The following is a 22,165-nucleotide window of genomic DNA, read 5'->3' on the forward strand; positions in this document are numbered from 1 at the left end:
CCCCTCCAACCACACCGCACCCGGCACGTTGTACGTCGCCGACAACCCCTCCTGACGACCCAAGAACCACAAACCCTGCTGCCGAACAGAAGGCATGAACACCGTGGAGCTCCCTTTCTTCACGCCGGGTCGGCGGCTTTTCATCAGGCGGGGACGAGTTTTCGACAGGAGGGGGACCGTGCGCCTGGGGCGCTGGGCCTAGGAGGTGACGGCGCCCGCGAGGGCGTGCTGCGCGATCGCGTCGGCGTCACGGATGAAATCCCCCCATGGACCGGGGCGGGCGAAGCCGACCTGGGTGAACCAGCGGGTGTTCTCGGTGGGCACGCCGAGGACGTAGAGCCCCGTGCCCGGCCGGCCGGCACGGTCCACCGGGTGGAACGGGGCCTCCGTGACCGCGACGCCGCCGGTCTCGAACCGGTCGTCGGCGTCCTGGTTGACGAACTCGGTCCACAGGCCGCGCGAGCGCAGGTTCGCGGTCAGCGGTGCGGGGTCCCGGCCCAGGTCGGGGACGGGGACGCGGGCGTCGATGACGATGTCGACCGGTGTGCTCGACCCCACGACACAGGGTGAGGACATCGAGAACCGCCCGCTCGCGGGGTCGCCGTCGACACGGGTCTCCGGTCCGGCGACGCGCAGCAGACCGCCTTCCATCAGGGCGAGCAGTTGGCGTATGCGGACCGGGGGCGGGCCGGCCACCAGGACCGAGCTGGCGGGGACGTAGGCACCCAGGAAGTCGTCCCGGTGCGAGGCGGGGTTGAGCCGGCCGAAGTCGACGCACTCGCGCACCACCCAGCGGGTGTCCCGGATGACGTCGAGGGCGGCCATCAGAGGTGAGTCGACGTTTCCGCGCTCGGCCTCCGCGACGGTGGCGCGCAGCAGTCCGGCAAGCTCGGCGTCGAACTCCTTGGGGTCGTCGAAGGTGCGGCCGGCGAAGGGCCTTCCCAGTGCCCCCAGGTCGAGCGCGGCCAGGTCCGCGGCGCCGTGCCGAGCGGCGATGGCGCGGATGTCCGGCAGCGTGGCGCCGTCGCTGCTCGCCACCTCGTCCATGAAGGCGGAGGCGGCCCTTTCGCCGTGTGCTGCGCGCAGCGCGGTGGCGTGGTAGACGCAGTGGATCTCGGCCGTCAGCCGCGGCAGGACATCGGTGGCGAAGTCCAGGGTCGGTCCGGCGGCGTGGCGCCGTACGAGTTCGGGGGTGAACAGCAGGGGCCGGTAGACGTGTCCGGGCGGTCTGCGGTTGTCGCCCTTGGCCATGAGCGGGACCCCGCTGCGGGACCCGGCCACCAGGATGGGCTCGGCACCGCTGGGGTGGTACACGAGGTCTCCGTCCGCGCCCTCGGTGAACCGGCCGCCTCGCCCGGTGGTGAAGGCGGCCATGACGTCGAAGAACGACAGGCCGAGGCCGAGGACCCCGACGGCCGTGCCGGCCGGGACGGTGTCCAGGGGCATGTCCGCCGGTGAGTCGCCCCTGATGCAGCGCAGTCCGGGGTGACGGGCGGCGAACTCCGTGAGGTCCCGCAGGGGGTCGTCGGCCGGGGGCCGGGCGTGGCCGGTGGTCAGGACTGCCCGGTCCACATCGAGAGGGGCCCCGGCGGTCAGTGTCAGGCGGTGGCCGTCAGCCGTCGGCTCCAGGTCGAGTACGGAGTCCTGTACGCGGGTGAGCCGGACGTGCGAGGGCAGCCCGGACTCGATGACGTCCAGGGCGAAGCGCAGATATCGGCCGTAGAACGCACGGGGGGCGTACCCCTCGGGTCCCGGGTCGTCGGGGAGGTGGGCGTGCCACCATTGGCCGAGCGACGGCCCTGCCCCGGCTCGGGCGGGGCCGCCGTCCGGTGCGCCCGAGAAGGCGGTGATCAGGCCCACCGGGGTGTTCATCAGGAACCACTCGGGCTGATCGGTGCGGTAGACACGGCCGCATCCCACCTCGACCTCGTCGATCACGTACAGCTCGACCGGTCGGTGGGCCGGCTCCTGCGCGAGCCGGGCAGCCAACCGCTCGGTCACCATCAGCCCGCGGGGGCCGCTGCCGACGACGGCGATGCGCCAGGGCCGCGTCACGAGGCCACCTCCCTGCCGCCGGACGCGGCGGCGGGCCTGCGACGGTCCGAACGACGGGCGAGGAGCCGGCGGCGCGCCGGCGGTGTCGCGTCAGGGTGCAACCGGTGCAGCATGCGTGTGCCCAAGTCCTTGTCGTGGTGCGGCGCGGCTCCGACGGGCCGCGGGCCTGGTGTAGTCGTTGGTCCGGCGTTCCGGTCCGCCTCAGGCGTGCGACGTGAGGGGGCGGCCTCCGTTGTAGGCGACCATGTCGCGGTAGGCCGCGGCGGTGTCGATGCGCGCCCCCGCTTCGACGCCGTCGAGTTCGGCGTAGGCGCGGTGCAGGTTGCCCACGATGCGCTCGGCGTCCAGGAGGTCGGCGAAGGGGCCCAGGTCGGTCTCCAGGGCCGCCGCCAGGGGCGTGAGTCCGGCGGCCTTCGCCCGGCGGGCGAGGTCCTCCACGAAGCGGAGGTAGGCGAGCATCTCGTCGATCACCTCGGGGCCGCTGACGGGGCCGTGGCCCGAGACGATCGTCCGGGCGCCCAAGGGGCGTACGACCTTCTCGAGCACCTCGATGGTGCCGCCGAGCGAGCCCATCAGGACGAACGGCGTGCCGCCCTTGAAGAGCAGGTCCCCCGCGAACAGCACGGAGTGGGAAGGGAGATGGACGATCGAGTCGTTCGTCGTGTGCGCCGGCCTCCCGACGTGTCTGACGTCGCAGCGCAGGTCGTCCGCCCACAGGGTGATTTCGCTGGTGTACGTCAGGAAGGGCGGGGCCAGTTGGAACTCGCCCCACTCCACGTCGTTCCACACACCGCGGTTGACCGGTCGGCCGAAGGCCATGACCTCGGCGCGGGTCTGCTCGTGGCCCACGATCGTGGCGCCGGGCAGGAGGTGGTTGCCGAAGGTGTGGTCGGCGTGATGGTGGGTGTTGACCAGGGTCCGGACCGGGGCGCGCGTGACGTCGGCGATCGCGTCGAGATAGGTGCGGGTCCTGCGTTCGGTGGCGCATGTGTCGATGCTGATGACGCCCTGCCGGCTGGTGATGAAGCCGGTGTTGTTGAGGAACCAGCTGCCGTCCGGCTGCACATAGGCGTGCACCCCGTCGGCGACCTCCACCGTCCGCGCGGAGAGTGCGCGGCTCATGTGCCGCTCCGCTCCGCGCCCGGGACCACGGGAACGCTGCCCTTCACCGAGGGGAAGTCCGGCAGCGGGACGCCGATGCCCTTCTCCTTCGCGCTGCGGTACGCGTAGGCGGCCACGGCCACGTCCTGGAGGGGGGAGCCCACCGACTTGAACAGGGTGCGCTTGGGCAGCGGGCCGTCGGCGGGGCGCCCGCACAGTTCGGCGAGTGTGATGACCCGTGCGGGGTCCAGGGCGCCGGTCTTGGCGGCGACGATGGCGTCGCCCGACTCCTCCAGGGCCTGCGCGCGATCCACGACGATGAGTTCGGGGAAGCGCCACACCTCGGAGTCCAGCTCGCGCTCCTCGGGCAGCGTCGATCCGGTGGAGCTGATGTGCGCCGTGTCGGGGATCCAGTCGGCGTAGAAGGCCGGTCCCCGGCCGCCGGTGTTCGTGGCCACCATGACGAGGTCGGCGGCGGCGGCCGTCGCCGCTCCGTCCGCGCTCGGCTCGATGTCGATGCGCAGCCGCTCGGACAGCTCCGTGGCGAACAGCTCGCGCCGCTCCTTGCGGGGGCTGTGCACCACCATGCGTTCGACGTCGATGAGCCGGCTGAGCACGGTGGCCTGCATCCGCGCCTCGGCGCCGGAGCCGATGATGCCGACCTTCGTGGCGTTCGGTGCGAGGCGGGCCGCCGCGAGGGCCGCGGTGGACGCCGTACGCAGGACGGTGAGGTGGTTGCCGTCCAGGGCGGCGAGGAATTCACCGGTGTGGATGTCGAAGAGGTTGATCTGGAACCTCACCGTGCTGCCCACCAGGTGGAACTCCTTGTACCCGACCACGCCGAGGCCGGGCAGGGAGGCGGCCATGAGGCGCAGCCAGCCCGATCCGAAGCGCAGGTTCACCCGCTCGGTGATCACCGCGTTTCCGGCGTACTCCTCCTGATACGCCGCTTGGAGTGCGTCGAGTACCCCGTGGACGTCCGTGGCCTGTTTGACATCGTCGTTGCTGAGAATCAGCGCCATCTGTCCCTCTTCTCACAGTCGCGTCGGGCGTCGGTCACTGCGGTCTGTTCACCACGAGATCCATGACCTCGTCCAGAACGAAGTGCCCGGCGGTGAGGTGGTGGAGCGTGAAGTCCTCGGTCGTCTCGGCGCGCCATGCCGCGAGGTCGTCGAAGGTCACGAAGGGGTCGTCGCGTCCGCCCACCGCGACGATCGATGCGTCCAGCGGCTGGGCCGGGACGTACGGTGCCTCCTCGACCAGGCGGAAGTCGCTGCGCAGGGTCGTCTCGAACAGCTCCATCGCCTCGGGGTCCTCGAGCAGGGAGGTGTCGAGGCCGCCGTACTTCGCGACGCGCTCGAAGAACTGTGCGCGTGGCAGCAGGTGAAGGGATTCGGAGGTGCGCCGGCTCGGTCCCGGGATGGACGAGACCACCAGGGCCTTGGGTCGCGGCCTGCCCTTGTCCCGCAGGCGGCGCGCCAGTTCGAGCCCGACGACGCTGCCGGAGCAGTGTCCGAGGATGATGTACGGCCGGTCGGTCAGCGGTGTGACCGCTCTTTCCAGTTCGTCGACGAGCCGTTGGAGATCCTCGAAGAGGGGCTCGTCGATACGGCTCTCCCGTCCGGGGAATCGGATCGCGCAGAGTTCGACGTCGTGCCCGACCCGCTTGGCCCAGGGACTGAACGCCGCCGCCCCGGCGCCCGCGTGCGGGAGGCAGAACAGCCGAAGCGCGGGCTCAGCGATCCGCTGGGGACGGACGATCCATCTCTTGGCGGCGAGGAGACCGCGCGGGTCCGACGCCGGTGAGAACCCAGCCACGTTATGCCACCTGCCAGGCGAAGACGGTGTGCAGATCGGTCTCGCGGTATTCCTTCGCCTGCCGGACATGGGTGCGCATGCCCTTGCTCTCGAAGAGGGAGATCACCGTGGCGAGCGCGCCGTCGCGATCGGCGACCTCGACCGCCGCGTTGGCGATCTTCGGCCAGAACTCGTCGCCGATGCCCCGCAGCACGGGGATCTCGAATCCCTCCACGTCGACCTTGAGGAAGTCGACGCGGTCGATGCCGGCGTCCGCGACGAACGTGTCCACGCGTCGCACGACGCAGTCCACGGACCGCCGCTCGTCGAGGGCGTCGTCGACGAGGTCCTCCACCTCGTCGACGAACGCGTCCCGCAGGTCCTCGTCGAGAGAGTCGGCGACACTGCCGATGAACGACGCGGCGAGCGCCCTGTCGGCCTTGGGGTCGGCGTCGAAACCGGACATCATCGTGTAGTTCGGGTAGTACGTGAGCCGCCGGCTCTGGTCGGTGTCGCCCAGGGCGATGTTGTGCAGCCGCACGCCGGGCAGATGGCCGGTGTTGCGCCGCAGGACGTCGAAGACGTCCGGGACCGGCTCGAAGGAGAACACCTCTGCGTCGGGCCAGTTGTGCAGGGCGAACAGGGTGAACAGGCCGATGTTGGCGCCGATGTCGAGAACGATCGGTCGCTCCCCGAGGCGGACCCCGTGCGGCGGGATGTAGGACTCGTCGTGAAAGATCTCCCGGTACAGGTAGTCCGTCTCGTTGCCGTTGAGGCTGTACACGGAAAGACCGTTGGGGAGTTTTCGCCGCACCGGCACCGTCGGAGCTCCTTCACCTGCTGCCATGGCCCCGAGGCTAGGCACCGGCCGGGGCGCGCAGCGGCAGTACCGGAGGCGGCCGGTAGGCGGATTCCCTCGTCGCAGGCCCTGTGACCAGCGGTGCGCACTGCCGACGAGACGCCGCCGATACTGCCGTTCCCCCGGTGATCGGCCCCGTACCGTACCGGCGTCATCCCTGAACGTGGAGGAGCACGCATATGGCGGCGGCACTGAGCCACGCGGTCCGCGTCCGACTGACCGACAAGGCGCGGGTAGAGGACGTGGCGCAACGGTTGGGCACCGTCGAGGCGCCTCGCATACGCGTGGCGGAAGCGGCGGCGCCCTCGGATGACTCTCGTACGTCCCAGGCCTGGCGCACGGCGGCGGGCGAGGGCGCGGGCGGCGTACGGGCGTTGCTGCTGCGCTACCCGGACGGACCCGCCGACCTGGTCGTCGTCGGGCCGCGCGGGCAGTGCGACCAGGCCGCGCTGCGCCGTCTGGCTGCCGCGTTGGCCGACGGTGACCTGCCGGCGGCCCGCGCGGAGTTCGAGCGTGCGCCCGTCGGCGACGCCCGGCCGGGTCCGGCGTTCGCCGGCGCGCCCGACTGGGGGAACGCCGACGCATCGGGCGGGCTGTTCGCCACCACACAGGTGGCCCTTGCGCTCGACATGCCTGACGACGAGGTCTCTTGGCGCGCCGCGCTCGCCGTGACCCTCTCCCGGTACGCCGGCGACTGGGACGGGAGCGACGCGGGAGACGAGGTCGTGATCGGCACCGCCGCGGGTGCCGTCGCCCTGCATGTGCAGGGCACCCTCGACGAGGTGCGGGGCCAGGAGCCGGTGTACGTGGACCTGCCGGTCCTCGCGGGGATCCTGCCGGGCCTGGCCGAGAAGCCGCGCGCGGGCGAGGAGTACGTCCCCTGCCTTGAGCCGGCCTTTCCGCTGACGTTCTCGGTCACCCGCGAGGAGGACGGCCGGCCGCTGCTGCGCTGCGACTTTCTGCCGGGCCATGTGTCGTCGGCGACCGCCGGACGGTTCACCCGCCATGTGGCCCATGTGCACACCCAGTTGACGTACTCGCCGGACCTCGCCGCCGCCGATGTCGTGCTTCTCGACGACGAGGAGCGGGCCGCGGTCGCGCGCCTCGGCACCTCGGCCACGGCACCGCACCTGACGGCGAACACGGTGCACGAGGCGTTCGCCCGCATCGTCGCCGCCGCACCGGACTCCGTCGCCGTACGCGAGGACGACATCGAGCTGACCTACACCGAGGTCGATCAGCTGGCGACGTTCTGGGCTCTGGGCCTGAGGGCCCGGGGCGTGCGCCCCGGTGACCGGGTCGGCGTGTGTCTGGAGCGCTCGGCGGAACTGGTCGTCGCACTGCTCGGCGTGCTCAAGGCCGGGGCCGCGTACGTACCGATCGACCCCTCCTATCCCGCCGAGCGCCTCGCCTACACGACGGACGACGCCGCCGTGCGCCTGGTGATCACCACGCTCGCCGAGTTCCCTCGTCAGGGCGGGCATCAGGTGCTGACGCCCGCCGACCTGGTCGCCGACGAGTCCATGGACACGACCATGCTCGACGGGACGACCGGGTCACAGGACACCGCGTATGTGATCTACACGTCCGGATCCACCGGTCGCCCCAAGGGAGTCGCCGTTCCGCACGGCAATGTCCTGAGCCTTGTCGAGGCCACCCGCGAGGACTTCGGGCTCGGGCGGACGGATGTGTGGACGCTGTTCCACTCGAGCGCCTTCGACTTCTCGGTCTGGGAGATGTGGGGCTGCCTCCTGACCGGCGGCTGCCTGGTGATCGTGCCGTACTTCACCTCGCGCGACCCCGAACAGTTCCGGGACCTGCTGGTGCGCGAGGGCGTCACGGTGCTGAACCAGACGCCGTCGGCGTTCAGCCATCTCCTCGCCGTCGACCATGCGGCGGTGTCCGTGCGCCTGGTCATCATGGGCGGAGAGCCACTGGACTCCAGGATGCTGCTGACCTGGTTCGACGAGCATCCCGAGGACCGGTGCCGCGTGGTGAACATGTTCGGGATCACGGAGACCACCGTCCATGTCACCGCGCAGACCCTGAGCCGGGAGCTGGCCCTCGACGCCACGCGCTCGGTGGGGCGGCCCCTGCCGGGATGGCATGTGTACATCAGGGACAGCCGGGGCCGCCTCGTGCCGCCGGGTGTCGCCGGTGAGATCCACGTCGGCGGCGCCGGTGTCGCGCAGGCCTACGTCAATCAGCCGGCCCTGACGGCGGAGCGGTTCCTGCCCGATCCGTACCAGGGGGGCAGGATGTACCGCAGCGGCGACCGGGGGCGGCTGCGCCCCGACGGCGCCCTGGAACACCTCGGCCGCATCGACAGCCAGGTCAAGGTGCGGGGCTTCCGTATCGAACTGGACGAAATCCGCTCGGTGCTGCTCGAGGACGCGTCCGTGCGGGCCGCCGCCGTGGTGGTGCGCCGGGCGGACGGCAACGGCACGACGGACGCCCGCATCGACGCGTACGTGGTGCTCGACGGCGGCACCGGCGAGGAGCTGGCCGCGGTCCGCAAGCGCGCCGCGAGCGTGCTGCCCGACTACATGGTGCCCGCGACGGTGACGGAGCTGAGCGCGCTGCCCCTGACCACCAGCGGAAAGGTCGATATGGCCGCGCTTCCGGCGCCGGCCCTCACCCGGCGCGCCGTACAGGACGACTCGCCGACGGCCGACGACGAACTGGCGGCGCGGCTGCAGAGGTTGTGGACCGAGCTGCTCGGTGTCCCGATCGGGCTGGACGACGACTTCTTCGAGGCCGGCGGCAACTCGGTCCTCGCCGTGAGGAGTTCGGCCGTGCAGCGCGCGGAGGGCCTGCCCACCCTGAGGCTGCGGCAGTTCTACCGGCACCCCACGATTCGCGCCGTGGTGGCGGCGCTCAGCGCGACCGGCGCCTGAGCGTCCGCCGCCCGCCCCACGGCGAACCGCTTCGGCCCCGTGGCCCCCTCGTAAAGAGGCGGGGCCACGGGGCCGATGTGCATGTGGAACAGGGTTGTGCGGGCAGCAAGGGTGGTTCAGAACGCGGCGTGCGGGAGGGCGTCGATACGCAGATCCCGTTCGACGCGCTTGATGCGCTGGCGGTCGGCCTGCAGTCGGCTGCGGTCGTGTCCGGCGAGCACGACCCGTCCGAGCACCGAGCATCCGTCCGACGTCAGCCTGGCCCGGCCCCCATGGGGCACGGACACCGTCGAGCGCACCGCCGTGGGCAGCTTCGCGAGGTCGCTCAACGACTCGGGGTTGCGGATCACGCCCTGGCGGTGTGCCGTCACCAAGACGGACATCACATGGCGCAGCAGTCGATAGCCCGCCGTGTGCCGGTGCTGCCGTCCGTGGAAGAAGTCGACGAGACGGTCGAGTTGGGTGCGGCCGGTCGCCAGCCCGGACAGGAAGCCCATGTGGCCGCCGACGAGCCGGGGGTTCAGCCCGATGAGTACGGGCCCTTCAGGACGGAGCATGACCTCCGTGTGCATGGGACCGAACCGCACGCCGAGGGCATCGAGCACGCCGCGCACGTAGGGGAGCAGCCGGTCGCACACCGGATCGTCCGGGGCGATGAGCTCGACCGAGTCGTAGATGCCGACCAAAGATCCGGAGGAACGCTTGATGCAGCGGGTGACGCCGCAGACCTCGTGGACGCCGCCCACCGTGAACGTGTCGACGCTGTACTCGGTCCCTCGTACCCACTCCTGGACCAGGACCGCCGGCTCGACCTCGCCCAGTGCGTTACGGCGCCCGGCCATCGCGTCGAAGGCCGTGCGCAGTTGCTCGCCCGGGCGCACCCGACGCACGGCGTCGGTGCCCGCGCTGCGCGCAGGTTTCACGATCACCCACAGGGCGTCGTGGAGCCCGGTGTCCCGCAGCCAGTCCTGCACCTCGGCGAACGACGCCGTGTGGACCTGGCGCAGGGAGGGGAGTCCGGCGCGGGCGAGGACGCGCTGCATGGCCGCCTTGTCGCGGCGTGCGGCGGACAGGTCGGCCGGGTTGGCGTACTCGGGAAAGAGACGCGCGCACAGCGCGTCGGTGAGTGCGCTGCCGGTCTCCAGACCGGTCACCACGCCCACGGCACCCAGTCGGCTCAGCTGCCGGCCGAGTCCGGCGATGTCTCCGGTGAACGTCAGACGGTGATCGAAATCCGCGGGTCGCCAGGTGTGGGCCAGGGGGTTCGGCGGTCGCTCCGCCGTGGTGAGGGCGACGCAGGACCACCCTTGCACACGGAACGCGGGGGCGATCTGCGCCCCCGGTCCGTAGGGGTCCACCACGGCGAGGATGGGGGCGGACGTCGTCATCGACGGTCCGTGACACGTCGTCTGCCCCGCGTCATGCGCCGGTTCCGAGATGGGGGGCGATGCGTTCGAGGATCGCCGGGTCTCCCTTGTAGGGGAACTCCTCGCGGGGTTGGTGGATCACCAGGTCGGTGAAGCCGATCTCGGCGAAGGCACCCGAGGCGTCGACGAAGGAGGCGGCGGACTCGACGACGCCACCGACCATGGCGCCGGTCAGTACGAGACGGCCGATGGTGGCCGGATCGCGGCCGATCTCGGCACAGGCCTCGTCGAGGGCCTCCGACTGCTTCCGGAACAGCGGAAGGAGCTTGTCGTAGGCCTGCGGCTCGAAGTTGCCCGCGGTACCGGCCGTCACCCAGACGTCGGCGTACCGGGCGGCCAGGCGCATACCACGGGGGCCCGTGGCCGCCACGGCGAAGGGCAGCCGGGGCCGCTGCACGCAGCCGGGCCGCACATGCACCTCGTGCGCCGTGAAGTGGGCACCCTCGTAGGACGTCTCCGGTGAGCGGAGCAGCCGGTCGGTGAGTTCCACGAACTCGGCGAAGCGGGCCGCCCGCTCGGGCGCGGGCAAGGGCCGGCCGCCCGTCGCGGCGTCGTCGTAGGCGCCGGTGCCCGCGCCCATGCCGCAGATGATCCGGCCGTCGGAGATGTCGTCGAGGGCCATCAACTCCTTGGCGAAGGTCACCGGGTGGCGGAACGTCGGGCTGGCCACCATGGTGCCGAGCCGGATGCGCGAGGTGGCCGCCGCGGCTGCCGTGAGGGTGGGCACGGCCCCGAACCAGGGCTTGTCCCGCAGCCACCGCCACATCAGGTGGTCATAGGTCCAGGCGTGGTCGAATCCCAGTTCCTCGGCCCGCACCCAGTTGGCCCTGGCCTCGGACCAGCGCCTGTCCGGGAGAATCAGCAGTCCGTAGCGCATGTCCTCTTCCCTGTCACACCGATTCCAGCTGCACGCCGAGGGCCTCGGCATCGAGCCCGGTCGCGTGCCCGGCGAGGCGCAGCAGCACCGCGAGCACGTCACGTTCGCACTCGACGACGCCCCGCTCGCGCAGTTCCGCCGGCAGGTCCTCGTCGTCGGCCGCGTCGTGGAGGCCGTTGGCCAGCAGATCCAGCGCCACCGCCTCAAGGCGGCGAAGGAGCTGCGCGACGATCTCGGACTGCGACTGGGGCAGGCGCACCGTCAGGAAGTAGTTGTCGTAGAGCGTGCCGAGCATCTGCGGGCTGCGGACCTCGGTCCGGGTCGCCTCCTGCAGCAGCGAGCGCCCATCGGGAACCAGTCGGGCCGCGACCCCGGAGTGGATCGTGTGGTGCACCGCGACGGCCTGGCGCAGCTGCGCCCCGGCGGGGCTGTCGGCCCACCGGGCGGCGCCACGGCCGCGGAGCAGCGGTCGGACCGCGCCGAAGTCGGGTGCCCAGGTGCCGCTGAATCCCGGGTGCTGCAGAAACATCGACGGCCTGATGAGCGACTCGTAGACGTCGCGTGGACAGGAGCTCGTGTAGAGCAGCATCGCGCAGTATCCGCGTACGTACGCGGTCATCGCCGCGAGCGCGTCCGCGCGACCCGCGTCCTCGGCCGCGCGCATCTGCTGGCCGAGGAGCCGCCACAGCAGGAAGGACACCTGGTGACCGGTGATCCAGCGGAACCAGTAGACCTGCGCGTCCGCGCGACCCGACGCCGGGGCCGGCAGCGCGGCGCTGCCCGGGGCCGCGGTCGCGAGCAGCGTCGGACACAGCTGTTTCACATCCAGCTCGGACGGCGCGTGGGGCGGGGGCGTCGTGTCACCGGGCTCAAGGGGCTCGGGGAGCAGCAGGGCTTCCAGACCGTAGGCGCAGTCGCCGAAGTCCCAGCCCGCCGGTGTGCCGAGGTCGGCCGACATCGAGTCGTAGCTGATGTTCATGAACGGTCCGGCACGTAGGTGAACTCGAACTCGAGGCCGTTGACGTCGAAGGTGTAGAAGCTCTGCACGCCGTCCGCGTCGATCACGATGTCCGTGGGCTGTTCCGGCCTCGCGAAGTGGTATCGCCCGGAGTCGAACAACGCCACCCACCGGTCCCGCCACTGAGCGAGCTCCTCGGGCGAGGTCGTCGCCACGCAGGTGTGCTGGAACTGGGTGGTGTTCCCGCCTGGCAGCCGATCGTCGTGACCGGTGCGCTCGAACAGGTGCAGCCGGAAATCCCCGATCTCCACCTCGGTCAGCCGGGTGATTCCCGGAAGGCGGCTGATGGTCAGCTCCGAGAATTTGTCCAGCGTCCATGTCTCCTGGGCACCGAAGTACTCCCGATACCAGGCCAGAGAGTTGTCCAGGTCCGCCGTCTGTATACCGATGTGATGAAAAGTTGACATTTCTTCCCTGTCAGATCGCCCGGAACGTGATATGGCACCCGACTGCCATTGCCAGGTGAATGCGTTGCGGCACGCCGACGCCCGCCCACGAGCTTCCACGCGCGGACGGGCCGGCGGACGATGTCCGGAATCGGGAACCGGAATCGGGGGAACCCGAATCGAGAGCGGGGATCGGGAACCCGAATCGGGAGCGGGAATCGGGGAACCGCGGACGACCGCCTGTTCCGTCACGTCATCCCCGAACGTGCAACGCCATCAGCTCGCGAGTGCGGCCTCGATACGCGCGATGTTCGTGTGCCGATAGAGGCCCTCCACCGTCTTCACGATGGCCTCGTTGCCGCTGCGTCGGGCGATCTCATGCATCGTGCTCCACACGAAGTCGTGGCCACCGTCCCTGCGGTAGTGCTTCTTCACCACGATCGCCATGATCTGCATCATGTTCTCCTCGTCGATGACCGAGGAGAGCGACAGAAGACCGTCCCGCTCGGCGTCGCCCAGGACGGGCCGGTCGCAGAGGTTGGCCTCCGGGATGCCACCGGAGAGCTCGGACGGGAACTTGAACAGGTCCTGGATGTCGTCCACATCGGCGACGTCGATCAGCAGATGGACGCGGCGCGTGTCACCGACCACGCCGGCACTGTGGGGACGAGTGACGTCGATAAACCAGACCTCGCCCTCCTTCATCCGGTAGACCGAGTCGGACTCGTTGAACATGGCGTCCTCACCGGTCGAGAGCACCACGTGCACACGGTGAGCGATGCGCTGCTTGGAGGAGTCGTCGAGCTCGACGTAGTCGCAGTGCGGGATCAGCACGCTGTTGGTGAGCGCGATCATGCGGGCGAAGGTGATGTGCTCGGTGTTGAAGTACGTGCTCAGGATTTCCCGGACATACGGCATCCGCTCGCCGTCCGCGGTGAATGCGGAGGGCTCCGAGTGGTCGTAGTCCGACAGCACTCCGCCCTCGCCGCCGCCCGGGGCCATCAGCATGGCGCTTTTCCAGGGCCGACCGCAGACGAACTCGTCGTAAGGCTCCGCGTAGTGGATGTCGAGACTGCGCTCCAGATCCTTCAGCAGCCGCTCCCGGTCGAAATCAATCTTTCCGATCAACTGCGTACGCATGGCTGACTCCTTGACTGGTCATTCGACCGTGCAGGCCCTTGGGCTTTTCCAGCCTAGGAACGTTTTCCTCGGGTGATCGGCGGTATCAGGGGCAGAGCGGAGGCAGCCTGGTGCGCTCGGACATCCAAGGGTGCCCACGTCCGGCCGCCCCTGGCGGCAGGCTCGCAGGCCGGTCGGCTCCAGCACCAGCTGTTCGACGCCCGCTACGGCGCAGGCAGTTGGTGATGCCGTGCGGCAGCGCCGAGCGCCGGCGCGTGCGCCACGGCTGATCCGCGAACGCTCCGCGCGAGCAGGGCTCGCCGCAAGCGCGGCTCAGCGACCCACGCTACGAGGGCTGGCGACGACCGGGAACGGCCCCTGGCGGGCCGGCAGTCGCACGGTCCCGCCGAGGTCGTCCTCGCCCGCCGTCACCGATCGCCCGCGAGGTCGAGCTCGTCCCTCGGGGCCTCGGTGGGCGCCTGCACCGGCTGGGGCCGGCTCCACGGGCGCTCGATCAGCGCGGACACCGAGCGCCACCAGGGCTCGGCGGGCAGCTTGCCGCCAGCCCCTCCTGGTGGGCACGGCCCAAGGCGTCGCTCAGCACGCACACATGGGTGGCGTAGGGCACGCCGGTCTCGACGAGAACAGCCTTGTCCGGACCGGGGAGCGGCCCGCCTGTGTGCAGCGCCTCCGCCGCCAACCGTGTCCGTGTCAGTTGGGTACTCTCCCGCCGCCTCGGATTCGTCTTCAGCTCGTACAGGAGGATGTCCTGCTCGTGGTCGTCCCGGTCACGGAACACCGTCACGTCGCCGATACGAAGACAGTCGGTGATGTCATGCAGCAGTGCGAAGCTCCTGTTCTCAATCCACTGCTGCTCCGCGAACTGGATCTCATGGACCGTGCCCTCCTTACTGAGGGTCATCGGTCCTGGCGATTCGTTGCGGCGCAGCGCAAGTATGTAGCGCCGGTCGTACCGGAATGCCCGCCAGGCCATGGCGTCGCCGATGGACCGCAGTTGGCGCCCCACACGCTCCAGGGCGTCGGACTCCAGACGCCAGTCCTCCACGTCGTGAGGATCACCGACGACGAGATCAGGAGCGTCGGCAGGCAGCGACTGCCTCTTCCTGAGCCGCTTGATCACTCGCGAGCGCTCCGCACGCGCATGGTTCGCGGCGAGTGTGGCATGCAGAAGTTCCCGCTGGAACGTCACGAAGTCCTCGGCGCTGTGGCACTCGCGCAAGTCCTTGATGAACCCGACCAGCCGCTCACCGTTTTCCCGGTGGAACGGGTGCTTGACCAGCGCGTTCAGCCGGTCGGACGGCACATCGGTCAGCATCGGAGCCACAACAGCGATTCTGCCTAGGAGCAGGCGCCGCTCTCCACTGAATTCGCATGCTTGCATCCTTCGGCCCCAAAGGACCGTGCCCGTCACCATCCGCCTGAGGAGCACCAGACGTCGATCTGCCGCCGTGTCTGTCACTCAGCGTGCCTATGGCAGCGCCGTGGACGAACGGGGAACTCGTGTCGCAATCGCCCCGAGCAACGGCAAGCGCTGGGGAGAATATGGGGAGTCTCGACGGTCCTGGGGAGCGCGTAGGGAGAACCGACTGCATAACGCGGCACGTCCCTGAAAAACGGCGAAAGACTCATCTGCGCAGGTCACAGGCGCCCTAGACCTAATCGCCGCAGGTCAGACGCGTCTGGTAGACAACTTCACGACGTACGTGCCGAGGTCGTCGGCCTCGAAGACTCCGGGCACGGAGCCGCCCGACCTCAGGGGGGTCACATAGCGAACGGCAGTCACATCGCGCAGCACACCGGCCAGGGTAAGGCAGGGCGGGATCCGGCCGTCGGCGTGGATTCCCGGGCCGCGTGATCGCCGGGCTGGCAGCATGGTCCCGCGCGGCGCACCGGACCGGCGCCACGGATGACGAAGGGGACGCCGTATGCGTGGTGGCAGGGTCGCGGTCGTGGGCGGAAGCATCGCGGGCTGCGCGGCGGCACTCGCGCTGGCGCGGGGCGGGACCGAGACGATCACGGTGTACGAGCGCGCGTCGGGTCGCCTGGCCGACCGCGGGGTCGGACTCGCCGTGCACAACGCCCGCTACGCGGAGCTGGAGACGGCCGGCCATCTCGACGCATCGATGCCGTGGGTGCGGATGGTCCGCCGCCGCTGGTACGTACGCGACGACGTGGCGGCGAACGGCCCGCTGGGCCGCGTGCTCGCCGCGATGCCCTTCCCGTTCCGCACCTACACCTGGGGCCCGCTCTGGCATGAGCTGCGCCGCCGGGTGCCCGGGTCGGCGGACTTCCGGCCCGGCTCGGCCGTCGAAGCGGTCGAGGTGACACCGGACGGCGCCGAGGTGCACGCGAACGGGCGCACCGAGCGATACGACGTGGTGATCGGCGCGGACGGCTACCGCTCCACGGTGCGTGCGGCCCTGTACGCCGACGTCCGCCCCGGGTACGCCGGATACCTCGCCTGGCGCGGCGCCTACCCGTCGGCCCGGCTGCGCGACCCGCAGCTGTGGGCCGAGGACGAGTGCGCGTACGTCGTCTTCGAGGGCGGCCATCTCATCGTGTACCGCATCCCGGACGGGGCGGACGGCGGCCACCGGGTCAACTGGGTCCTGTACACGGCCCCGCCGCCGGGCCTCGACCAGGGCCTGGAGACCCCCACGAGCCTGCCTCCGGGCACGGCGGGCGACGGACTGCGCGCCCATCTGGCCCACGTCGCCGCCGATCTGCTGCCTCCCTACTGGGGCGACCTGGTCCGGGAGACGACTCACGACGAGCTGTTCCTGCAGCCCATGTACGACTTCACGGCGCCCCGCTACGCCGTGGGCCGTGCGCTGCTCATGGGCGACGCGGCCGCGGTGGCACGACCGCACACCGGCGCGGGTGCCGTCAAGGCGCTGCAGGACGCCACAGTCCTCCAGTCGGCTCTGATGTCGACGACCACCTGGTCCGAGGCCCTGGCCGCGTACGACGCCGAACGCGCGCCCGCCGGCCGGGTCATGGTCGACCTGGGGCGACGGCTCGGCCGGGCCCTGGTGCAGGAGACCCCGAGCTGGCGGACGCTCGACCAGACGGGCCTGGAGACCTGGTGGAAGCAGGCGGACGGGACAGGGGCGTTCGGGGGGCGGGAGCTGAAGGGCTAGGAGGTGTCCCGCGTCTCCGGCAGGACCCGCGGGACGGTCCCTAGCCCCGGTCGGCCAGCGGGTTCGGCAGCGGCAGGTAGCGCGCGTCCGCGCCGTCCGCTCCCGTCCAGCGCAGCAGCAGGTTGGTCTTGCCCGGCAGGGTCGGCGAGGCGAGCAGGGCAGGGATCTCGGGCAGGTCGTGGCGGGCGAGTTCGCGGCGGGCGGTGGGCCAGGGGTCGAAGCCCGGGTGGTGTTCGGCGAGGGCGGCGGCGACCTCGCTGAGGTGGTTGACGACCAGGCAGTAGACGAGCCGCTCCCAGCCCGCGGCCCGGGGCACGTCCGGCAGGACCTTGGCACCCTCGGCGTCCCGGAACAGCGCCTGCACGGGGGTGCCGGCCGCGTCCACGGCGACCAGCGTGTTCTGCAGGTGCGCCTCGATCACGACCCCGTGGGCGTCGAACGCCGTGAGAGCGGGCGGGACCACCTGCCGCAGGTACGCCTCCCACCAGGCGTCCGGATCGGCGGTGGCGGCCAGGGGGCTGCCCTCGAAGCCCTCCGCGACCCCGGCCGCGAGCAGCGGGGTCGCACTTGGCAGCAGGTGTCCGCGCAGCCCGTCCCGCACGAGCACGGCCAGCTCCTCGAAGGCGAAGGCGGCGGTGCGGTAGCCGCGGTCGCTCAGCCAGGCCGCGGGCGGGCCCATGGCGGCGAAGGCGGCGGTGGCGGCCGAATCGGTGCGGCGCAGTTTCAGCAGGTCATGGCGCCAGAGCCGACGGATGTCGTTGGTGATCCGCACATCCAGGCTGAACTTCAGGAACAGATCGCGCCGGGGCTCGTACACCGTACGGACAGCCGCCGTGGGCCAGACGTCGAAGGCGGTCGTACCGAGCCGGACCAGGCGGCCGTCGGCGAAGGCCGGGGCGAGGTCGCGGGCGACGAGGTCGAGCTGCCAGGGGTGGGCGGGCAGCAGCCGGTAGCCGGACGGGGCCGTGCCGACGGCGTCCAGGGCGCGCGTGTCACCCTCCTCGGCCACCTGGTCCTCGCGGACGCCGAGCAGCACCAGCGGGAAGTGCGCGTGGGCCTCGGGTGCGTACGGCAGCCAGGCCGCGACCGGGCCGCCGCCGCGCGCCTTGGGAGCCGGATGGTAGGGGTGACCGGTGATCAGGGACTGCTCGGAGCGCAGGTACGGGTCCTCGGGCGCCGTCGCCCCGGCGCGGGCGGTGAGCAGGGCGGCGACCGCGTCCCGGCTGTCGATCATCTCGGTGGGCAGGTCGCCGTTGGACAGCCCGGTGTGCCGGCGCAACTCCTCGGCGACGAGTTTGACCAGCTCGGAGTGGCCGAGCCGGTGCCAGTCCCCCGCGGCCTGCACCTCGGGGTCGGCGGGCCGCCGCCCCGGCCGCACCCGCAGCAGCCGGCCGGTCCCGGGCAGCCGGAAGACCGGCCGTGGCCCGGCGGCCGGGTACGGCTCGGCGACCTCTCGCAGCAGGCAGTTGAGCAGGGGGGCGGCCGCGTATGCGTCGGCGCGGTGTCCGACGGTGTCGGCGGGGGGGTTGAGGTCCACGCGATCCATTCGTTCTTCGTCCTGGGCCCGAGCGATCAGTATGAATGGCTTCTGACCATCGTGCCCCGAGCTGCCCGTGCCCGAGGAGCCTCCAGCCGGCCGATGCCGGGGCGGGCTATCCGCGCTCGGAGGTTTCCTCCAGCTGAATCCACTGAACGTTCATGTGTCTGCTGGCGAGTTCGGCACGCAGATTTGTCTCGGAGTCCGTCGTGCCGGTGGCCAGGAGGGTGTAGCGCTTGGTCCCGGCGCCGCGCGCGAGGAAGGCGGTGGCGTCGGGGATTCGCCCCTGTGCGGGTGGGGGCGGGAGGAAGGCGGGGTGCAGGAGGTGAAGGGCGTCCATGTTCACCGCAGGGCCGTGGCGAAGGACGGGGAGTTCGTTCTCGTCGGCCCCGTACATCCGGATCACCGCCCGTGCGGCCTCGTGGGCGGGGCCCACGGGCATGCCAGCGCCTACGCAGCGGTAGAACTGGGTGGCGAAGGTGATGGCCGTCTGGTCGCTCACCTTCGCGGGGTAGCCGATCGCGCACCCGGTGACTTCGGCCAGGTCCTGGGCGATGAGGTCGGTGGCGCAGGCGTTGAGCACCACGAGCCGCACCTTCTTGCCTGCGGCCGCCAGGAGGTCGCCCAGTCCTTGGGTGACCAGGGGCGCGTCACCGCCGTCCGAGGTCAGTACGCGCAAGCCGGTGTCGCTCGCGTGCCCGGAGAAGTGCAGCACCGTCGGCTCGTGGTCCAGCAGGTGGCCGAGGATGTCCTCGCCCTGCACTGCCTGGGCGGTGCGCAGGGCCAGCCCGTCGCGGTAGCGGGCCTCACGGATGACACGGTCGACCTGTCGTTGCTCCTCCCCGGTGTCCGGGCCGCCGAGCCGGCCGGCGACCGCGGACAGCATCAGGACGCCCGTCGGCTGTGGTCCGGTCATTCCTCGGGCGCCTGGACCGGTGGTGCGACGACCGCCTGGAGGATTTCGCCGAGCGCGGCGGCCCGGGTGGGGCGTGCGGCCATCAGGGCTGCGAGTTCGGCCACTGCTCGGTTGCGTTCGTCCGTGTCGGGGGTCTTTGCCTGTGCGGCAAGGCTCAGGATCTGTGCGGGTGCGGGATCTGCGGCCTGCACAGCCGCTCGGACGGCCGCGATGGGAGCGCTTGGCCCTCTCCTGACTTTCTCATTGTCGGAACCACCGCTCACAGCGCTGTCGTCGAGGGCCTGGGCTGCCAGCCAGTGCACCGCGGCTGCCCATGGGGCGTCGTACACGCCGTCCTCGATGAGCGCGAGCCAGGCGAGCGCCGGTCCGTCCGCGGCGTCCAACGCCTTCTGGACGCGGGTGTGCAGGGCTTGTCGGTCTTCCAGCAGCTTGTAGGCGGTGTCGATGCCGCCGTCTCCAGCCAACGCCGCGATGGCCCGGTGGACGGCGATCACCCGGCCCGCGCCCTCGAGTTGCTTGCCTATGGCGGCCAGCGCAGCGTCCGCGTCAGGGGCGAGCAGGTCGGCCGCGTGCTCGGCCAGGTACGCCGCTGAGGCCGCCCAGCCCCCGTCGTCGGTGCTCGTCCGGATCCAGGCGTTCAGGGTCTCTGGCAGGACGAGTGGCCGGTACAGCGTGTCCACCGGAGCGCCGAACCGCAGCCGCTCCAGCAATGCGATGTGGAGCTCGACGGATCCGCCCAGCAGCGACCACTCCCGTAGGGCGGCACGGGCGGGGGCGTTGAGCAGGGCAGGGTGGGTCGTGACGAAGTCCCGTGACTCACCCCAGGACCTCGTATTGATCCAGTCTGCGGTCAGCTGAAGGGCTGTGTCCGTGAGCTCTAGCCAGGACGGCGGCTCGGAGGAGAAGCTGTTGTCCGCGCACAGCCGTGTGACGGCCTCACGCACTTCGGGATCGGTTTCAGCGGCCTCCCGCAGACTCTGGTGGATTCGGAAGACCGTCTCACCGTTGATGTGTCCGGCCGGGGTGAGTAGTCCGCACAGCGCCTCGATGCCAGCGCTCCTCTGACCGTTCCTCAGGAGAAACAGGGCTCGGTGGTAGGCAAGCTCGGCTGCGGCCCGCGGCAGACCAGACCACTCGGCCGTGATCTGCTCATAGCACTGAAGAGCCTCCTGGGGCCGTCCCATCTCTGCCAGTCGATCGGCAAGGATGTTCAACGCCATGGCCAGATCGGGGAGATACGCGGCGGGGTTGCCCTGGGCGAGCTCGCGGTAGATGCCAACGGCTTCCTCGGCCGGGGCCAGAGCGTCCTCACGCCTCCCCATGTCCGACAGTTGGACGGCGAGGTTGTGCAACGTGCCGGCACAGTTGGGGAGGTAGGCATCGGGATTGGCGTCGGCGAGCTCGCGGTAGATGCCAGTGGCTTCCTCGGCCGGGGCCAGAGCCTCCTCACGCCGCCCCACCTCCGACAGCCGGATGGCGAGGTTGTTCAACGCCATGGCCAGATCAGGGAGGTAGGCATCGGGAATAGCACCAGCGAGCTCGCGGTAGACGCCAACGGCCTCCTCGACCGGGGCCAGAGCCTCCTCACGCCGCCCCACCTCCGACAGCAGGACGGCGAAGTTGTTCAACGAGCCGGCCAGACCAGGGAGGTAGGCATCGGGAATGGCATCGGCGAGCACACGATAGATGCCAACGGCCTCCTCGGCCGGAGCCAGAGCCCCCTCACGCCACCACACCTGCGACAGCCCATTGGCGAAGTTGTTCAACGCGCCGGCCAGACCAGGGAGGTAGGCATCGGGAATGGCATCGGCGAGCACACGATAGATGCCAACGGCCTCCTCGGCCGGGGCCAGAGCCTCCTCACGCCGCCCCATCTCCGACAGCAGGCCGGCGAAGTTGTTCAACGCGGTGGCCAGGTCGGGAAGGTAGGCATCGGGCATGGCATCGGCAAGCACACGACGCAGTCGAACGGATTCTTCAGCCGGGGCCAAAGCCTCCTCACGCCGCCCCACCTCCGCCAGCCGGACGGCGAAGTTGTTCAACGCGCCGGCCAGACCAGGGAGGTAGGCATCGGGCATGGCATCGGCAAGCACACGACGCAGTCGAACGGATTCTTCAGCCGGAGCCAAAGCCTCCTCACGCCGCCCCACCTCCGACAGCCGGACGGCGAAGTTGTTCAACACGGTGGCCAGGTTGGGCAGGTAAGCGTCGGGATTGGTCTCGGCGAGCACACGACGCAGTCGAACGGATTCTTCAGCCGGAGCCAGAGCCTCCTCACGCCGCCCCACCTCCGACAGCCGGTTGGCGAGGGTGTTCAGCGCGGTGGCCAGGTCGGGAAGGTAGGCGTCGGGATTGGTCTCGGCGAGCACACGACGCAGTCGAACGGATTCTTCAGCCGGAGCCAGAGCCTCCTCACGCCGCCCCACCTCCGACAGCCGCGTGGCGAGGGTGTTCAACGCCATGGCCAGATCAGGGAGATACGCATCGGGATTGACCCCAGCGAGCTCGCGGTAAATGCCGGCGGCTTCCTCGGCCGGGGCCAGAGCCTTCTGACGCCGCCCCACCTCCGACAGCAGGCCTGCGAGGTTGTTCAACGCCATGGCCAGATCAGGGAGGTAGGCATCGGGATTGGCCTCGCCCAGTTCGCGGTAAATGCCGACGGCTTCCTCGGCCGGGGCCAGAGCCTCCTCACGCCGCCCCACCTCCGACAGCAGGCCTGCGAGGGTGTTCAACGCCATGGCCAGATCAGGGAGGTAGGCGTCGGGATTGGCCTCGCCCAGTTCGCGGTAAATGCCGACGGCTTCCTCGGCCGGGGCCAGAGCCTCCTCACGCCGCCCCACCTCCGACAGCCGGACGGCAAGGTTGTTCAACGTGCCGGCCAGGTGACGCAGGTGGGCATCGGGATTGGCCTCGGCAAGCTCGCGGTAAATGCCGACGGCTTCCTCGGCCGGGGCCAGAGCCTCCTCACGCCGCCCCACCTCCGACAGCCGGACGGCAAGGTTGTTCAACGTGCCG

The 22,165-nt window shown here is 70.5% G+C and carries 16 protein-coding genes and 1 pseudogene; 2 read left to right on the forward strand and 15 right to left on the reverse strand.

All coding sequences use genetic code 11. The annotated features are described in order from the left end of the window. Positions 1-198: 198 nt before the first annotated feature. From AC07DS_RS34840 to AC07DS_RS34860, 5 genes are all read right to left on the reverse strand, one after another. Positions 199-2,055, reverse strand: coding sequence for an FAD/NAD(P)-binding protein (locus AC07DS_RS34840; protein ID WP_479151897.1), 1,857 nt, complete (start codon positions 2,053-2,055; stop codon positions 199-201). A 201-nt stretch (positions 2,056-2,256) separates the two neighbouring features. Continuing rightward, positions 2,257-3,177 carry an MBL fold metallo-hydrolase gene (locus AC07DS_RS34845; protein ID WP_479151899.1) on the reverse strand — a complete coding sequence of 307 codons (921 nt, stop codon included), beginning with the start codon at positions 3,175-3,177 and terminating at the stop codon, positions 2,257-2,259. Further along, complete coding sequence (locus AC07DS_RS34850; protein WP_479151901.1) at positions 3,174-4,178, reverse strand: ornithine cyclodeaminase family protein; 1,005 nt, start codon at positions 4,176-4,178, stop codon at positions 3,174-3,176. The genes AC07DS_RS34845 and AC07DS_RS34850 overlap by 4 nt, the downstream gene beginning before the upstream one ends. Positions 4,179-4,212: 34 nt before the next feature. Beyond that, the gene (locus tag AC07DS_RS34855; protein WP_479151903.1) at positions 4,213-4,974 is read right to left on the reverse strand and encodes a thioesterase II family protein; all 762 of its coding nucleotides are present in this window, start codon (positions 4,972-4,974) and stop codon (positions 4,213-4,215) included. A 1-nt stretch (position 4,975) separates the two neighbouring features. Next, the gene (locus AC07DS_RS34860) at positions 4,976-5,800 is read right to left on the reverse strand and encodes an FkbM family methyltransferase (RefSeq protein ID WP_479151905.1); all 825 of its coding nucleotides are present in this window, start codon (positions 5,798-5,800) and stop codon (positions 4,976-4,978) included. Between the two features lie 191 nt (positions 5,801-5,991). Here AC07DS_RS34860 and AC07DS_RS34865 point away from each other — a divergent pair, with 191 nt between their 5' ends. After that, positions 5,992-8,709, forward strand: a complete 2,718-nt coding sequence (locus tag AC07DS_RS34865) for a non-ribosomal peptide synthetase (RefSeq protein WP_479151907.1) — start codon at positions 5,992-5,994, stop codon at positions 8,707-8,709. A gap of 116 nt (positions 8,710-8,825) precedes the next feature. On the opposite strand, the gene AC07DS_RS34870 is transcribed toward AC07DS_RS34865, so the two are convergent. From AC07DS_RS34870 to AC07DS_RS34900, 7 genes and pseudogenes are all read right to left on the reverse strand, one after another. After that, the gene (locus AC07DS_RS34870; protein WP_479151909.1) at positions 8,826-10,097 is read right to left on the reverse strand and encodes an ATP-grasp domain-containing protein; all 1,272 of its coding nucleotides are present in this window, start codon (positions 10,095-10,097) and stop codon (positions 8,826-8,828) included. Between the two features lie 31 nt (positions 10,098-10,128). Next, positions 10,129-11,013, reverse strand: coding sequence for an LLM class flavin-dependent oxidoreductase (locus AC07DS_RS34875; protein ID WP_479151910.1), 885 nt, complete (start codon positions 11,011-11,013; stop codon positions 10,129-10,131). A gap of 13 nt (positions 11,014-11,026) precedes the next feature. After that, positions 11,027-11,992 (reverse strand): hypothetical protein, encoded by a 966-nt coding sequence (locus tag AC07DS_RS34880; protein WP_479151912.1) that lies wholly within the window; start codon positions 11,990-11,992, stop codon positions 11,027-11,029. Next, positions 11,989-12,438 (reverse strand): VOC family protein, encoded by a 450-nt coding sequence (locus AC07DS_RS34885; protein ID WP_479151914.1) that lies wholly within the window; start codon positions 12,436-12,438, stop codon positions 11,989-11,991. The genes AC07DS_RS34880 and AC07DS_RS34885 overlap by 4 nt, the downstream gene beginning before the upstream one ends. A 255-nt stretch (positions 12,439-12,693) precedes the next feature. Continuing rightward, a complete protein-coding gene (locus tag AC07DS_RS34890; RefSeq protein ID WP_479151916.1) occupies positions 12,694-13,557 on the reverse strand; it encodes an aspartyl/asparaginyl beta-hydroxylase domain-containing protein in 864 nt (287 codons plus the stop codon). A gap of 493 nt (positions 13,558-14,050) precedes the next feature. Beyond that, positions 14,051-14,872: a hypothetical protein gene (locus AC07DS_RS34895; protein WP_479151918.1), complete on the reverse strand. Its 822-nt coding sequence runs from the start codon at positions 14,870-14,872 to the stop codon at positions 14,051-14,053. 369 nt (positions 14,873-15,241) lie between these two features. Further along, positions 15,242-15,352: pseudogene (locus AC07DS_RS34900) on the reverse strand (HipA family kinase); the annotation flags it as partial. 130 nt (positions 15,353-15,482) lie between these two features. On the opposite strand from AC07DS_RS34900, the gene AC07DS_RS34905 reads away from it, so the two are divergent. After that, positions 15,483-16,697 (forward strand): FAD-dependent monooxygenase, encoded by a 1,215-nt coding sequence (locus AC07DS_RS34905; RefSeq protein ID WP_479151920.1) that lies wholly within the window; start codon positions 15,483-15,485, stop codon positions 16,695-16,697. Between the two features lie 40 nt (positions 16,698-16,737). Here AC07DS_RS34905 and AC07DS_RS34910 read toward each other — a convergent pair whose 3' ends face one another. From AC07DS_RS34910 to AC07DS_RS34920, 3 genes are all read right to left on the reverse strand, one after another. Beyond that, positions 16,738-18,243: an IucA/IucC family protein gene (locus tag AC07DS_RS34910; protein ID WP_479151922.1), complete on the reverse strand. Its 1,506-nt coding sequence runs from the start codon at positions 18,241-18,243 to the stop codon at positions 16,738-16,740. A gap of 106 nt (positions 18,244-18,349) precedes the next feature. Then, positions 18,350-19,150, reverse strand: coding sequence for a CHAT domain-containing protein (locus tag AC07DS_RS34915; protein ID WP_479151924.1), 801 nt, complete (start codon positions 19,148-19,150; stop codon positions 18,350-18,352). Continuing rightward, the coding region (locus AC07DS_RS34920) for a tetratricopeptide repeat protein (protein WP_479151926.1) at positions 19,147-22,165 on the reverse strand (3,019 nt) is incomplete at its 5' end. The genes AC07DS_RS34920 and AC07DS_RS34915, both read right to left, overlap by 4 nt.

The sequence above is a fragment of the Streptomyces sp. NPDC044064 genome (genome assembly GCF_056434245.1).